Annotated in this window: 15 protein-coding genes and 1 other RNA gene; 12 read left to right on the forward strand and 4 right to left on the reverse strand. The window is 68.8% G+C overall.

Annotated elements, in window-relative coordinates:
- The first annotated feature begins 83 nt into the window (after nucleotides 1–83).
- Nucleotides 84–455: a transfer-messenger RNA gene (gene ssrA / locus B2363_RS16070) on the forward strand.
- A gap of 71 nt (nucleotides 456–526) precedes the next feature.
- Here ssrA and B2363_RS16075 read toward each other — a convergent pair.
- Nucleotides 527–1,612, reverse strand: a complete 1,086-nt coding sequence (locus B2363_RS16075; RefSeq protein WP_286931473.1) for an NADH:flavin oxidoreductase — start codon at nucleotides 1,610–1,612, stop codon at nucleotides 527–529.
- A 65-nt stretch (nucleotides 1,613–1,677) separates the two neighbouring features.
- Here B2363_RS16075 and B2363_RS16080 point away from each other — a divergent pair, with 65 nt between their 5' ends.
- Complete coding sequence (locus tag B2363_RS16080) at nucleotides 1,678–2,079, forward strand: pyridoxamine 5'-phosphate oxidase family protein (RefSeq protein WP_286931475.1); 402 nt, start codon at nucleotides 1,678–1,680, stop codon at nucleotides 2,077–2,079.
- Nucleotides 2,080–2,088: 9 nt separating this feature from the next.
- Nucleotides 2,089–2,883, forward strand: coding sequence for an MBL fold metallo-hydrolase (locus B2363_RS16085; RefSeq protein WP_286931477.1), 795 nt, complete (start codon nucleotides 2,089–2,091; stop codon nucleotides 2,881–2,883).
- An 86-nt stretch (nucleotides 2,884–2,969) separates the two neighbouring features.
- Here the strand turns inward: B2363_RS16085 and B2363_RS16090 are convergent, their stop codons facing one another.
- From B2363_RS16090 to B2363_RS16100, 3 genes are all read right to left on the reverse strand, one after another.
- Nucleotides 2,970–3,173 carry a cold-shock protein gene (locus B2363_RS16090; protein ID WP_078700207.1) on the reverse strand — a complete coding sequence of 68 codons (204 nt, stop codon included), beginning with the start codon at nucleotides 3,171–3,173 and terminating at the stop codon, nucleotides 2,970–2,972.
- A 171-nt stretch (nucleotides 3,174–3,344) separates the two neighbouring features.
- Nucleotides 3,345–4,340, reverse strand: coding sequence for an NYN domain-containing protein (locus B2363_RS16095; protein ID WP_286931480.1), 996 nt, complete (start codon nucleotides 4,338–4,340; stop codon nucleotides 3,345–3,347).
- Entirely contained in the window at nucleotides 4,337–5,506 is a 1,170-nt protein-coding gene (locus B2363_RS16100) for a cation:proton antiporter (RefSeq protein WP_286931482.1), read from the reverse strand. The genes B2363_RS16095 and B2363_RS16100 overlap by 4 nt, the downstream gene beginning before the upstream one ends.
- A gap of 161 nt (nucleotides 5,507–5,667) precedes the next feature.
- On the opposite strand from B2363_RS16100, the gene B2363_RS16105 reads away from it, so the two are divergent.
- From B2363_RS16105 to B2363_RS16145, 9 genes are all read left to right on the forward strand, one after another.
- A complete protein-coding gene (locus B2363_RS16105; RefSeq protein ID WP_286931484.1) occupies nucleotides 5,668–5,826 on the forward strand; it encodes a hypothetical protein in 159 nt (52 codons plus the stop codon).
- A gap of 224 nt (nucleotides 5,827–6,050) precedes the next feature.
- A complete protein-coding gene (locus B2363_RS16110; RefSeq protein ID WP_286931486.1) occupies nucleotides 6,051–6,233 on the forward strand; it encodes a Flp family type IVb pilin in 183 nt (60 codons plus the stop codon).
- 114 nt (nucleotides 6,234–6,347) lie between these two features.
- The gene (locus tag B2363_RS16115) at nucleotides 6,348–6,737 is read left to right on the forward strand and encodes a TadE family protein (protein WP_286931488.1); all 390 of its coding nucleotides are present in this window, start codon (nucleotides 6,348–6,350) and stop codon (nucleotides 6,735–6,737) included.
- A complete protein-coding gene (locus B2363_RS16120) occupies nucleotides 6,728–7,903 on the forward strand; it encodes a TadE/TadG family type IV pilus assembly protein (RefSeq protein WP_286931490.1) in 1,176 nt (391 codons plus the stop codon). The genes B2363_RS16115 and B2363_RS16120 overlap by 10 nt, the downstream gene beginning before the upstream one ends.
- 32 nt (nucleotides 7,904–7,935) lie before the next feature.
- Nucleotides 7,936–8,610, forward strand: a complete 675-nt coding sequence (gene cpaB, locus B2363_RS16125) for a Flp pilus assembly protein CpaB (protein WP_181752531.1) — start codon at nucleotides 7,936–7,938, stop codon at nucleotides 8,608–8,610.
- Nucleotides 8,607–9,812 carry an AAA family ATPase gene (locus B2363_RS16130; RefSeq protein ID WP_181752529.1) on the forward strand — a complete coding sequence of 402 codons (1,206 nt, stop codon included), beginning with the start codon at nucleotides 8,607–8,609 and terminating at the stop codon, nucleotides 9,810–9,812. Before cpaB ends, B2363_RS16130 begins: the two co-directional genes overlap by 4 nt.
- A complete protein-coding gene (locus tag B2363_RS16135) occupies nucleotides 9,809–11,170 on the forward strand; it encodes a CpaF family protein (RefSeq protein WP_181752528.1) in 1,362 nt (453 codons plus the stop codon). Before B2363_RS16130 ends, B2363_RS16135 begins: the two co-directional genes overlap by 4 nt.
- Nucleotides 11,167–12,105, forward strand: coding sequence for a type II secretion system F family protein (locus B2363_RS16140; RefSeq protein ID WP_286931494.1), 939 nt, complete (start codon nucleotides 11,167–11,169; stop codon nucleotides 12,103–12,105). Before B2363_RS16135 ends, B2363_RS16140 begins: the two co-directional genes overlap by 4 nt.
- Nucleotides 12,105–12,992 carry a type II secretion system F family protein gene (locus B2363_RS16145; RefSeq protein ID WP_286931496.1) on the forward strand — a complete coding sequence of 296 codons (888 nt, stop codon included), beginning with the start codon at nucleotides 12,105–12,107 and terminating at the stop codon, nucleotides 12,990–12,992. Before B2363_RS16140 ends, B2363_RS16145 begins: the two co-directional genes overlap by 1 nt.
- The last annotated feature ends 24 nt before the right edge of the window (nucleotides 12,993–13,016 follow it).

Below are 13,016 nucleotides of genomic sequence, written 5' to 3' on the forward strand. Positions count from 1 at the left end.
GGGTCCACGCTAGGCCGCTCAGGACCGAGGCGGAACAAATCGCGCAGTGGGGCGGTTAGTATGGGTGTATTGACAATTTCAGAGGGGCTGATCGGTTTCGACTGTGGTCGTTCGAATCCAGGAGAAGCGGGTAGAGAAGGCAACGTCATCTCTTTAACGTTCGTTGCAAACCCATAAGTGCCGATTCCAAGCGCACTGACTTCGCCCTCGCTGCCTGACAGCGACTTGCGGAGGGTGGACCCGGGAGCGTCCTCGTCCCGGATCGTCCATCTCATCTAGAGGACTTGCTGATCTGATCGTGTAGCGCGGCCAGATCGGGACTTTTTCGCTACTGAGCCTGTCGGTGACGCGTTCGTCCGAGCGCCGGGGCTGAGAAAAGCGTCAGACGAACTGCACCCGGAGAAGACCTGTTTCAGCGCCAGAGGACCCGGGTTCGATTCCCGGCAGCTCCACCCTTGCTCCTCGTGAGTGTCATGCAGACTGAGGCCGCCCCCATCGGGGGCGGCCTCAGTGCGTTGTCGGGCCCTCAGGCGACGAAGTCGTCCCAGCCCTCGGCGAGGTAGTCGATGAACGTCGGGCTGAGGTGCTCCTGCCGCAGGCGGTCGCGGCTGAACGGCTGCGGATCGCTCACGAAGTCCGGCGACTGCGCCACGAGCCGCGGCAGGTCGTGGTGGACGATCGCGGCCGTGCCCACCGTGACGAAGTCGGCTCCCCGCGCGAGGCACCAGTCGGCATCCTGCGCCGAGAGGATCTTCCCGGCGACGCCGAGACGGGTGCCGTGGCGCGGCAGGTCGACGTACTGGTCGATGAGCAGGCCGTCCACGTCGGGCTCGCGGGGCGCCTTCGCCACGTCCCAGAGCGAGAGGTCGACGTAGTCGGCGTCACCCGAGGCGAGCAGCTGCTCGACCAGGGCACGCGAGTCGGCCACCGTGATCCCGTAGCCCTCGGGCGACACGCGCACGCCCACCTGGAAGTCGGGCCCGGTCGCGGCGCGGATCCCGCTCAGCACCTCGCGCAGCGGCCGGCTCCGTCCGTCGAGCGATCCGCCGTACCCGTCGGTGCGGTGGTTCTTGCGCGCGTCGAGGAACTGGCACAGCACGTAGCCGTGGGCGCCGTGGATCTCCACCCCGTCGAAGCCGGCGTCCTCGGCCCGCACCGCCGCGCGCACGAAGTCGTCGATCACCCGCTGCACGTCGCTCGTCGAGAGCGCCTCGACTCCGCGCTCGGGATCGGCCCACGGTGCGACCGTGGGGCGTCCCGTCACCGTCGCGTCGGCGCGCATCCCGCCGTGGTGCAGCTGGATCGACGAGACGGCCCCGAGCTCGCGGATCCCGTCGGCCAGTCGCCGCAGGCCCGCGTCGTGCCGGTCGTCGCTGATGCCGAGCTGTCCCCTCCAGGCCTGTCCCTCGGGCGACACGTACGCCGCGCAGGTCATCACGAGGCCGAACCCGCCGCGCGCCCGCGCGACCAGCCACGCGTACTCGTCGTCGGACAGCGTCCCGTCGACGTGGCTCTGCTTGTTCGTGAGGGGAGCCAGCGTCCAGCGGTTCGGCCACGCGGGGCCGTGAGGCAGGGGCAAGGTCGCGGCAGGGGAGACGGGAGAGATCGACACGCCCTTCAGCCTACGATCCGGCACCCGGGCCGAGCGGCCGAGGCGGGCCCGCGATGATGGAGCCCATGACCGACGTCTGGCTGCCCGAGGGTGACTTCCTGACCGACCGCCACCTGGCGACCCTGTCGACGATCGGACCGGGTGGCCGCATCCACGTGGTCGCGGTCGGCTTCACGGTGCACGAGGGGATCGTGCGGATCACGACGATGGACGGCAGCCAGAAGGTCCGCAACGTCGAGCGCGACCCGCGCGCCACGGTGGCCCAGGTGGCCGGACCCCAGTGGCTCAGCATCGCCGGCACGGCCGAGATCCTGCGCGACCGCGAGTCGATCACGCTGGCCGAGAACCTCTACGCCCAGCGCTACCGCCAGCCCAAGGAGAACCCGCGTCGCGTCGTCATCGCGATCACGCCCGAGAAGGTCATGTGCTCGCCGGGGCTGCGCGGCGAGGCGCCGGCGCACGACTGAGCGGGCATCGTGGACGTACTGCTGCTGGGGACGGGCTCGGCCGACGGGTGGCCGTCGCCGTTCTGCCGGTGCGACTCGTGCACGACGATGCGCGAGCGCGGTGAGCTGCGGACCCCCACCAGCGTGCTGGTCGACGGACGGGTGTGGATCGACCCGGGACCGGAGGCCGCGCGCCAGGCCCTGCGCGCGGGAGTCGACCTCCTCGACGTGCACACGGTGCTCGTCTCGCACGCCCACTCCGACCACCTCGATCCGGCGTTCCTGCTGCACCGTGCCTGGGTGACCGACCGGCCGCTGACCGTGTACGGACCGGCACCCGCGATCGAGCGGTGCCGCGACTGGCTCGCGCCGGACCAGACCGCGGTGCGGCTCGTCGAGGTGACGGCGGGCGACGGGTTCGCCGCGGGGGAGTACCGGATCAAGGTCGTCCCGGCGGCTCACGAGGCGCTCGGCGAGGCGGTGCTCTACCGGATCGACGCGGAGCGGTCCCTGTTGTACGCGTGCGACACCGGCCCGTGGGCCGAGGGCGCCCTCGAGGCGATGGGCGCCGAGCGGCTCGACATCGTGCTGATGGAGCAGACGTTCGGCGACCGGCTCGACCTTGCGGGACAACGGCACCTCGGCCTCGAGACCTTCGCCGGGTCGGTGGGGGAACTGCGTGCGGAAGGGCTGGTGGACGATGCGACCCGCGTGGTGGCCGTCCACCTCAGCCACCACAACGCTCCTGAGGTGGAGGACCAGCTGCGTGCCATCGGCGCCGAGGCCGGCCGCGACGGACAGCGCCTCGGCGCTGGAGACCGGTAACGCTGACCCCCGGTCCAGCGTCCCGGAAAAGAGGAAAGCCCCCGCCGAAGCGGGGGCTTTCCGTGGAGTTCTCGCGTTGCGAAAGCTCAGATCGCGCGGATCTTGGCGGCCTGCAGGCCCTTCTGGCCCTGCGTCACCTCGAACTCGACCTTCTGGTTGTCCTCGAGCGAACGGTAGCCCGAGCCCTGGATCTCGCTGAAGTGCGCGAACAGGTCCTCGCCGCCGTCGTCGGGCGCGATGAAGCCGAAGCCCTTTTCAGAGTTGAACCACTTCACAGTTCCGGTAGCCATGTTGTCTCCTTGGGAGGTTGTGCGCACTCGTGAATCGCGTACGTCTTGTTGTCACGCGTCACTTCGAACCAAAGAGAAAACCGAAAAGCCTCAACGAGGCTCGACCATCAATCTGCCGAGTCATGCCATGCAACTGACTCCAGCCTAGTGCATGGACCCCCGCCGGGCCAATCAGTGCCCCGGACGAAGTCGCACCTTGCGCCGTTGGTTGGCCTCGTCGACCTCCACGACGGAGTTCCGCGACTTCAGGAAGTCGGTGAATGTCTTGAAGCCGAGGTCCTTCTCGTTGAAGGACGAGTCCATCCGCTTCATCTGGCTCTTGACCGTGCCCGAGTGGATCCACTCGTCCTCGGAGTCCTTCTCGCCCAGCAGGCGCAGGGCGCGCAGCAGCAACCGCGTGGCCTGGCGGGTCAGCGCGAGCTCGTCGTCCTCGTCGTCGACCGCGCCGCCCGCGGGGACGAACACGGGCTTCAGCACGGGCGCGGTGTCCGCCGGGGTCTCCGACGCCTCGGCCTCCTGCTCGGGCTCGGCGGTGGACTTCCCCCCGGACGACCGGCGCGAGGACTTCTTCGCCGTCTTGCGCGGCGGGGGAGAGGCCTTCTCGACCTCGGCCTCGTCACCGCGATCGGCCAGGCCCGGGAGGTTGTCGTACGTGAGGAGCTCGTCGCACGCGGCGGCGAGGGAGCGGCTGGTGGCTCCGGCCACACCCACCGCCACGACGTAGCGGCCCATGCGCTTCAGCCGCTGGGCCAGCGGGATGTAGTCGGAGTCGCCGGCGGCCAGCACGACCGTCCCGACCTGCGGCATGCGGCCCATGTCCTCGAGGGCGTCGACGGCCAGCCGGATGTCGGCACCATTCTTGGAGCCCGAGGCCGGGAACAGCTGCACGAGGTCGATGGCGCGGTCGACCAGCTGCTTCTTGTAGCGGACGTTGAACGGCATCGACCAGTCGGCGTACGCCCGCGTCAGGGCGAGCCGGCCGAAGGAGGAGGCGTAGTCGAGGATCGCGTGGACGTCGACCTCGGCGGCCTGGAGCTTCGCCTCGTCGAAGCCGGCGTCGCGGTCACGCCAGAAGGACTGCTTGCCGTGCACCTGGTCGTAGCGCGAGATGACGATGTTGTCGAAGTCCAGGTAGACGGCGACGGCGGAGTCGCTCGGGGAGGTCATGGGTCCAGTCTGCCCGTCGCGTCGTCCTCCACCCCGGTCGCGGTGGGTGGCGAGGGCAGGAAGCGCGCCGCGACGGACACCGCGGCGACGGTGATCAGCGCCCCGAGGATGAGTGCCGCGGGCAGTCCTCCCTCGAGCTCGCCCGTCTGGGTGCCGATGGTGGCGGCCGCGACGGGGACGCCGACCTGCCCCCCGGTGAGCACGGCCAAGGACACGGGCAGCCCGGTCAGGCGGACGACGAGGTGGGTCACGATCGCGCCGAGCCCCAGGCACACGCCGAGCGCGATGAGCCGGGGCTCGTCGACGAGGGCGGTCAGGTCGAGCGAGGCGCCGAGCCACACGAAGAACACGGGACCGAGGAAGCCGTCGGCGAGGGCGAACAGCTGGCGCGCGAGCCGGCGGGGCGGGCCGACGGCCGCGATGGCCAGTCCGCACACGAATCCTGCGAGCATCACCGTCACGTGGGTCGCGACCGCGAGGGCGGCCACCGCCGTGAGCACGATCAGGCTCGTTCGCAGCTCGATGGCGAACCGTCGCTCCTTGCTCTCCTCGTGCACGGCCTCCCAGATCCCGCGGGCCTCCAGCGCGCGCAGGACCAGGAACAGCACGACGCCCGCGGCCACGACGATGGCCGAGCCCAGCGCCGCCTCGGCCGCTCGGTCCGGTGCGATCGCCAGGGGCAGGACCAGGATGCACACGACGTCGGCGACCGCGATCTGCGTCAGCAGGGGCACCAGGTGGGGGCCGTCGAACCCCTCGTCCTCGAGCACCGGCATCGCCAGCGCGGCCGAGGAACTGGCCATCAGGACGGCGAAGACGGCCGGGTGTGACGCATCGAACACCGCCGCCAGAACCGTCCCGGCCACGGCGGCGGCCACCCCCACGAGCGCCGCGCGCCCGGCTCCGACGGCCAGCGCCGACTTCAGTCCGTGCTCGGGGATCGGCACCCGCGTGCCGACGACGAACATCGTCATCGCGAAGCCCAGCTCGGCCAGGAAGCTGAAGGTCTCGTCGCCCGGGTCGAGCCACCCGGCGCCGCTCGCCCCGACGGCGAGCCCACCCAGCAGCTCGCCCACGACCACCGGGATCCGCCAGGTCGACGGCACCGCGAGCAGCGGGCCGAGCAGCCCGATCGCGCAGATCAGCGCGAGGGTCTCGAAGGTCATCCTTCGATTGTCTGCCCGTTCCGCCGCGGGCGCGGCCGAAAAGTCGCGGCATTCTTGGGCGAACGGCCTCGGAGCGGTCCGCGCGTGCACTACCTTCAGCCCCAAGCGTCACATGGTCCCGTCTCGGGGGCGGGCTGACGACACGGCCCCCAGGAGAAGACATGGACCAGCAGCAGCCCGCCTTCGGCGGAGAGCGTGGAGCGAGCGCCACCGAGTACGCCCTGTTGATCTCCGGCGTCGCCGTGGTCCTCGTGGGCGTCATCGTCATGTTCGGCGATTCGCTGGCGGCGAGCCTGGGCGGCTTCTCCGCCATCTTCTGAGCCTCGCGGCGGACCGCGCTGGGCCCCCCGGGGTCCAGCGCTTTCGTGTGCCGGACATCACATCCCATCAGTCACATGAGTCCCACTAGTACCTAAGAGCTATTTTTCTCGCTTGGGCGTGTTTGTTTCACAGAAAGCGACACCCGTGCGATACAGCCCCATTAGCGTTCGTTTCGGGACTTCGCAGTATGCGAGTTCACCACGACACACAGAGGAGAAAACCCATGCTGCAGATCTTGAACTTCCTGGCCGCCTTCACCGCCGAGCGTGACGAGAAGGGCGCCACCGCGACCGAGTACGCGCTCATCATCGCCGGCATCGCCGTCGCGATCGTCGGCGCCATCGCCGTCTTCGGTGGCGAGCTCACCGGCTTCTGGAACGGCCTCGGCGGCCAGCTCGGTCTCTGATCCGAGCGGTTCGCACGAACCGACCCTGGGTGTGCCGCGTCGCGTATCGCGGCGCGGCACACCCGTCCCGGGGCAGCGACGCCCCACCCACGAGTCCTTGAGGGAGGAGACGTGATGCTGCACTTCACGACCTGGACACGACGTTCGCGCCGCGAGCGCGAGCGCGGTGTTGCGGCCGTGGAGTTCGCACTCGTCGTTCCCATCCTGATGACGATCATCATCGGGATCGTCGAGTTCGGCATGGCCTTCAACTACCGGACCCAGCTGAACAACGCGACCCAGATCGCCGCCAGGAACTACGCGATCGACCGCAACTGGGGACAGGCCCGCGCCCACGTGACGGGTCTGGCCCCCACGGCGAACGTCACGCGATCGGGCGACTGCACGCCGACCACGGTCGGCTCCGCCGTCACGGTGACCTCCACCGTGGTGCGCCCCACGTACACCGGCCTCTTCGGGGCCAGCTTCACCTACCGCGGAAGGGGGGTGGCCCAGTGCAACTGACCCACCTGCGGCGCCGCTTCGGCCTCCGCAAGAAGGAGAAGGGCGCCACGATCGTCCTGGTGACCCTGTCCATGGTCGCCCTCCTCGGCATGGCCGCGGTGTCGGTGGACTTCGCGGTCGCCTCCAGCGAGAAGGCCACGGTGCAGGGCGCCGCAGACCAGGCCGTGCTCGCGCTGGCCACGGACTGCTCCCTCAAGAAGTCGACCTGCCTGCCGAGCACCGCGACCTGGTACGCGCAGCAGAACGCCGGCACCACCGCCTCCGCCCAGACGCTGAAGGACGGCGTCGTCAAGAACCCCACCTTCGACGACGGCAAGGTGACGGTGCGGGTCTCCAAGAACGTCAACCACACGTTCGCCAAGGTCCTGGGCGACGCCTCGAGCACCGTGCGCTCCGAGGCGACCGCGACGTGGAACACCGTGCCGCTGGTCGGCACGAAGCTGATCCCGATGGGCCTGCCCTACTGCGACTGGCTGGCCGCGCAGCCCGGTTCGGCCACGTCCCCGGGCGCGATGCGGACCTACCTGTGGGCCCGCTACAGCACCGGCGAGGCCAGCTGCCCCGGCACCGGCGCGACGGCTGCGACGGTGTACTCCAAGCGGGGGACGGCCTCCGGCTACGGAGCGGTCGGTCAGGCCATGTACTTCACGCGATCGTTCTTCCCGGGCGTGAACACCAACTGCGACTTCAGCGCCAACCTGTGGGACGTCTACCGCAACATGCTGGACGACTGGTCCCTCATCACGGCCGACACCTGCATGGAGGCCAAGCTCGCCGGCGTCGGCAACGGCAGCGTCGTCATGATGCCGATCTACGCGGTGGAGAAGAAGTCGGTCTTCTGGGGGTCGGTCTCCTACCCCAGCCGGTTGGTCATCCTGGGCTTCGCGCCGTTCAAGGTCGACAAGTGGGTCAACTACCCCTTCCTCTACTTCGGTGTGCAGCCCAGCTTCTCCGCCCTGAGCTACACGAACAACTGCGACATGAAGTTCAACTTCGCGACCATCGGCGGCGGTTGCGCCGGTGTCCGTGGGCAGTTCGTCCGCTCCTCCGAGGGCGCGCTGTTCAACGGCTTCACCCAGTACGGGTCGTTCTACAACAACACCGGCTCGGGGCTGAGCGGCGACGCTCCCAACCTCGGTCTCACCAACGTCAAGCTCGTCAAGTAACACCTCCCTGATCTACCCGAAGGACTTCGCACATGAACTCTCGCGTCATCGCCGCCATCGCCGCCGCCGTGCTGGCGATCGTGGGCATCGGTGCCGTCGTCGCGTACGCGGCCAGCGCCAAGAACCGCGCGTTCGAGGGTGCGGAGCTGGTGAAGGTCTACCGGGTGGTCAACGACCTGTCGGCCAACGCGGACTCCGCGACCGTGGGCGACAACGTCGAGCTCGTCAGCCTGCCGAACGCCTCGGTCGCCAAGGGCGCGGTCAGCGACCTGAAGACCATCGAGGGTCTCAAGACCACCGTGCCGCTCGTCCAGGGTGAGCAGCTGCTGGACTCGCGCTTCGCCAAGGAGGGCGCGAAGGCCGCCGCGAAGGCCAACGTGCCTGACGGCCTGCAGGAGATGTCCGTGTCGCTCGATGCGGCCGCCGGTGTCGGCGAGCGCATCGACGAAGGGGTTCGGGTGGGCGTCATCGCCACCGTGGAGCAGGACAAGGACAAGCGCAGTCGCATGATCGCGCAGAACGTCCTGGTCACGAACGTCAAGTCCAACGAGGACAACACCATGGTGGTCACGCTCGCCGTGAACACCTCGCAGGCCACAGAGGTGGCCGCCGCTGCGCAGTTCGGACAGGTTCGCCTGACGGTCCAGAATGACAAGACCAACCGTGACGGTGCCTCGGCCGTGGATGTGGGGACACTCGTCAAGTGAGCATCATCGTCATCACCGAGTCCAGCCCGTTCGCGGGACGGTTGCGCCGCGTCGCCGACCGGCAGGTGGTGGGTCTGCGACCCACCTTCTCCGAGCACGCGCTCAACTCGATGCTGGGCACGATGCGGGCCATCGACCTCGTGGTGATCTGCGAGGACGTTGATGACGAGCAGTCCATGGAGATGGCCGACATCGTCCACGACCACCAGCTCGACGTGCCGGTCGTCCTGGTGCGCGAGTCGCCCGAGCCGCTCTCGGCCGAGCAGCGTCAGTTCGGCGTGGTCGAGTCGGTGCCGGCGATCTCCTCCGACCTCGAGATCGAGCGCCTGCTCGCCCGGCACGCCGGCGCGACGATGCCCGGCGCCGCCCCCGAGCGAGATCGCCAACGCGAGGCGCCGGCCGTGCCCGCCGCCCCGGTCGTGAAGATCGACCCCGAGGAGCACCGCGTGGTCGTGGTGCTGTCGCCCAAGGGCGGCGTCGGCAAGACCACCATCTCGACCAACCTCGCCATCGCCCTGTCGCGCCGCGCCCCGCTGGACACGGTGATCGTCGACTTCGACTCGCAGTTCGGCGACGTCGGCAGCGTCCTGAACATCAACGCGCAGCACACGCTGGAGAACGCGTTCACGCAGGACGGCGTCCAGCCGCCGCTCGTGGTCAAGGGCCTGCTCAACGCGTTCGACGAGAAGCTGCTCGTCCTCGCCGCCTCGGAGTCGCCCGCCGCGCTCGAGAAGTTCACCCCGCAGCAGGAGAGCGACCTGCTCCGCCAGCTGTCGAAGGACTACGCCTACGTCGTCATCGACACCGGCTCGGGTCTGACCGACGAGACGCTGGCGGCGCTCGAGGTCGCGACCGACGTGATCATGGTGACGACGATGGACGTCTCGAGCGTCAAGGCCCTGCGCCGGGCCGTCGACCTGCTCGACACCATCGACCTGCTGCCGCGGAACCGTCACCTGGTCGTGAACATGACCGAGTCGGGCACCGGCCTCGAGCTCGACGACATCTCGGCCGCGCTGAAGATGCCCGTCGACGTCTCCGTCGCCCGCTCGGTCGACATCGCGCTCTCGGTCAACACCGGCAAGCCGCTGGCCCAGGCGAAGCGCTCGGCCGAGCTCTCCGGCGCGGTCGACGCCATGGTGGCCAAGCTTCGCGGCGAGACCGCTCGCCGCCGGGGCGGACTGTTCAGGAGGGACGAATGAGCATCACCGACCGGCTGCTGGCAGCCGAGAAGCACATCGAGACCGGCAGTCGTCCCACCACCGTCCTGCAGCGCTCCGCGGTGCTCGACGAGCTCAAGCGCCGCTCCGTCGAGTCGCTGTTCCGTCGCATCGGCACCCGCATCAACGACGCCTCGCTGACCGACCTGCAGCTGCGCGACTTCGTCCGCTCCGAGCTCGAGCTCATCCTGCAGGAGGAGCACGTCCAGCTCGGCAGCGCCGAGCGCGCCCAGCTCATGCGCGAGATCGAGGACGACGCGCTCGGCCTCGGACCGATCCAGCGCCTGCTCGACGACGACGACATCAGCGAGATCATGGTCAACCACCCCTCGCAGATCTTCGTCGAGCGCAAGGGCAAGCTCACGCTCGCCGACGAGTCGTTCAGCTCCGAGGACCAGCTGCGCCGCGTCATCGAGCGCATCGTCGGCAAGGTCGGCCGTCGCATCGACGAGTCGTCCCCGCTGGTCGACGCGCGCCTCACCGACGGATCGCGCGTCAACGCCGTCATCCCGCCGCTCGCGGTGCGCGGCTCCTCACTGACGATCCGCAAGTTCGCCAAGAAGGCGCTCAGCATCCAGGACCTCATCAACTACGGCTCGATGAGTCCCGACCTCGCCGAGCTGCTCGAGCTGTGCGTCCGGGGTCGCCTCAACATCCTCGTCTCGGGTGGTACGGGCACCGGCAAGACCACGCTGCTGAACGTGCTGTCGTCGTTCATCCCCGAGGACGAGCGCATCGTCACGATCGAGGACGCGATCGAGCTCAAGCTGCAGCAGGCCCACGTCGTGCAGCTGGAGGCACGCCCGGCCAACATCGAGGGCCGTGGCGAGGTCACGATCCGCGACCTGGTCAAGAACTCGCTGCGCATGCGCCCCGACCGCGTCGTCATCGGTGAGTGCCGCTCGGGCGAGGCGCTCGACATGCTGCAGGCCATGAACACCGGCCACGACGGCTCGATCTCGACCCTGCACGCCAACTCGCCGCGCGACTGCATCGCCCGTCTGGAGACGCTCGTGCTGATGGCCGGCATGGACCTGCCGCTGCGCGCGATCCGCGAGCAGATCGGCTCGGCCGTCGACATGATCGTGCAGATCTCGCGCCTGCGCGACGGCTCCCGTCGCATCACCTACGTCACCGAGCTCACCGGGATCAAGGACGACGAGCCCGTGCTCAACGACCTCTACCGCTTCGACTTCGGAGCCGGCTACGACGAGGACGGCCACCCCCGCGGCACGGTCAAGGCCGTGGGCGACGGCGCCCACCTGGTCGACCTGCTCGAGGAGCGAGGCATCCACGTGCCGCCCCACCTGCTCAACGCCCGCAAGGAGTCCGCTTCGTGACCAGTCTGTTGGCGATCGGCGTCGTGTCGATCCTCGTCTCCGTGGCGGCCCTGGGCTATGCGCTTCTGCAGCCCGACATGGCCAACCTGCGCTCGGAGCAGATGAAGGCCGAGGCCTCGGGCGAGGGCGGCCGGGCCAAGGAGTCCACGCCGGTCTATGACCTCATCGACAAGGTGCTGTCGACCATCGGCCTCAAGCCGTTCACCGAGGAGGAGCTGTCGCTCGCGGGCATCAAGTCCAGCGTCACCTCGGTCGTCGCCACGACCCTGCTGATCGCGTTCGTGGCGTTCGCCGCCGGCCTGGCCCTGACCAGCTCGTTCTTCTTCGCGATGATCCTGCTGCTGGCGGCGCCGTTCCTGGTGAAGATGTACGTCGGTGTCAAGACGTCGAAGCGGCGGGCCAAGTTCGGCCTCCAGATGTCCGAGACGATGAGTCAGTTCAGCTCCGCCCTGAAGTCAGGCATGAACGTCCCGAACGCGCTCGGCAGCGTCGCCTCCGAGATGGAGGAGCCGATGGGCGAGGAGCTCGCCCGGATCGTGAACGAGACCCGCCTGGGGCGCGACCTGATCGAGGGCATGAAGGACACGGCCGAGCGCATGGAGAGCGCCGACTTCATGTGGGTGACCGAGGCGGTCGCCATCCAGCGCGAGTCGGGCGGCCGGCTGAGCGAGATCCTCGACCGCGTCACCGAGACCATCTCCCAGCGCAACGAGCTGCGCATGAAGGTCGAGTCGCTGGCGGCCGAGGGCAAGGCGTCGGCGCTCATCCTGATGAGCCTGCCGGTCGCGGTCGGCGTGCTGTTCCTGCTGGTCAACCGCGCCTACATGATGCCCCTGTTCAACACGGGCGCAGGCAAGATCCTGCTCATCATCAGCCTGGTCTTCTACACGCTCGGCGGTCTGTGGCTGCGTTCGATCACGAAGGTGAAACTGTAATGCTCCTCATCGGCATCGTCGCGATCTTCGCCTCGCTGTTCCTGCTGTTCAAGGCGCTGGGCATCTTCGGCAAGCAGGAGTCGGCGGCCGCCGCGCGCCTGCGCGAGCTGACCGAGTCCGAGGTCGTCGTCGGCGGCTCGGCGAAGGACCTGCACTCGGGCACCGCCAAGGGCGGCCTGGGCTACCGGCTCACGCCGCGCGCGATCGTGGACAAGGCCGAGCGCAACTACATGCTCGCCGGGCGTCCCGACGGCTCGAGCGTCGCCAAGATCCTCATGCAGAAGGTCATCTTCGGAGCCTTCGGCGTGGGCGTCGGCATCATGATCTACACGGGCCAGGGCGGCCTGCTGGGCTGGATGCTGCTGATCGGCGCCCCGGTGCTGGGCTACTTCGCGCCCGACATCATCCTCAACGGCAAGGCCGTGCGCCGCCAAGAGGAGATCCAGTACGCGCTGCCTGACCTGCTCGACCAGATCACCATCTCCATCGAGTCGGGCACGAGCTTCGAGAACGCGCTCGCCCGCACCGGCCAGACCGGCAAGGGCCCGCTGGCCGACGAGATCGTGCGCACCGTGCAGGACATCAGCCTGGGCCTGCCCCGTCGCGAAGCCTACGAGTCGCTCGTGGCGCGCACCGACGTGGACGAGCTGCGCAAGTTCGTGCGCTCGATCCTGCAGGGCGAGGAGTTCGGCGTGCCCGTCTCCGACATCGTGCGCGAGCAGGCCAACGAGATGCGCGTCGGCCGACGCCTGCGCGCCGAGGGCGTGGCCAACCAGATTCCCGTCAAGATGCTGCTGCCGCTCATGGGCACGATCCTGCCGGTGCTGTTCATCATCGTCATCGGTCCCGCGATCATCGCGGCGATGGCGCAGTTCAAGGGTGCGTGACCTGGTGCCGGGACGTTCCGGCGT

The sequence above is a fragment of the Aeromicrobium sp. UBA7512 genome (genome assembly GCF_002476985.1).
Taxonomy (GTDB): Bacteria; Actinomycetota; Actinomycetes; order Propionibacteriales; family Nocardioidaceae; genus Aeromicrobium; species Aeromicrobium phoceense.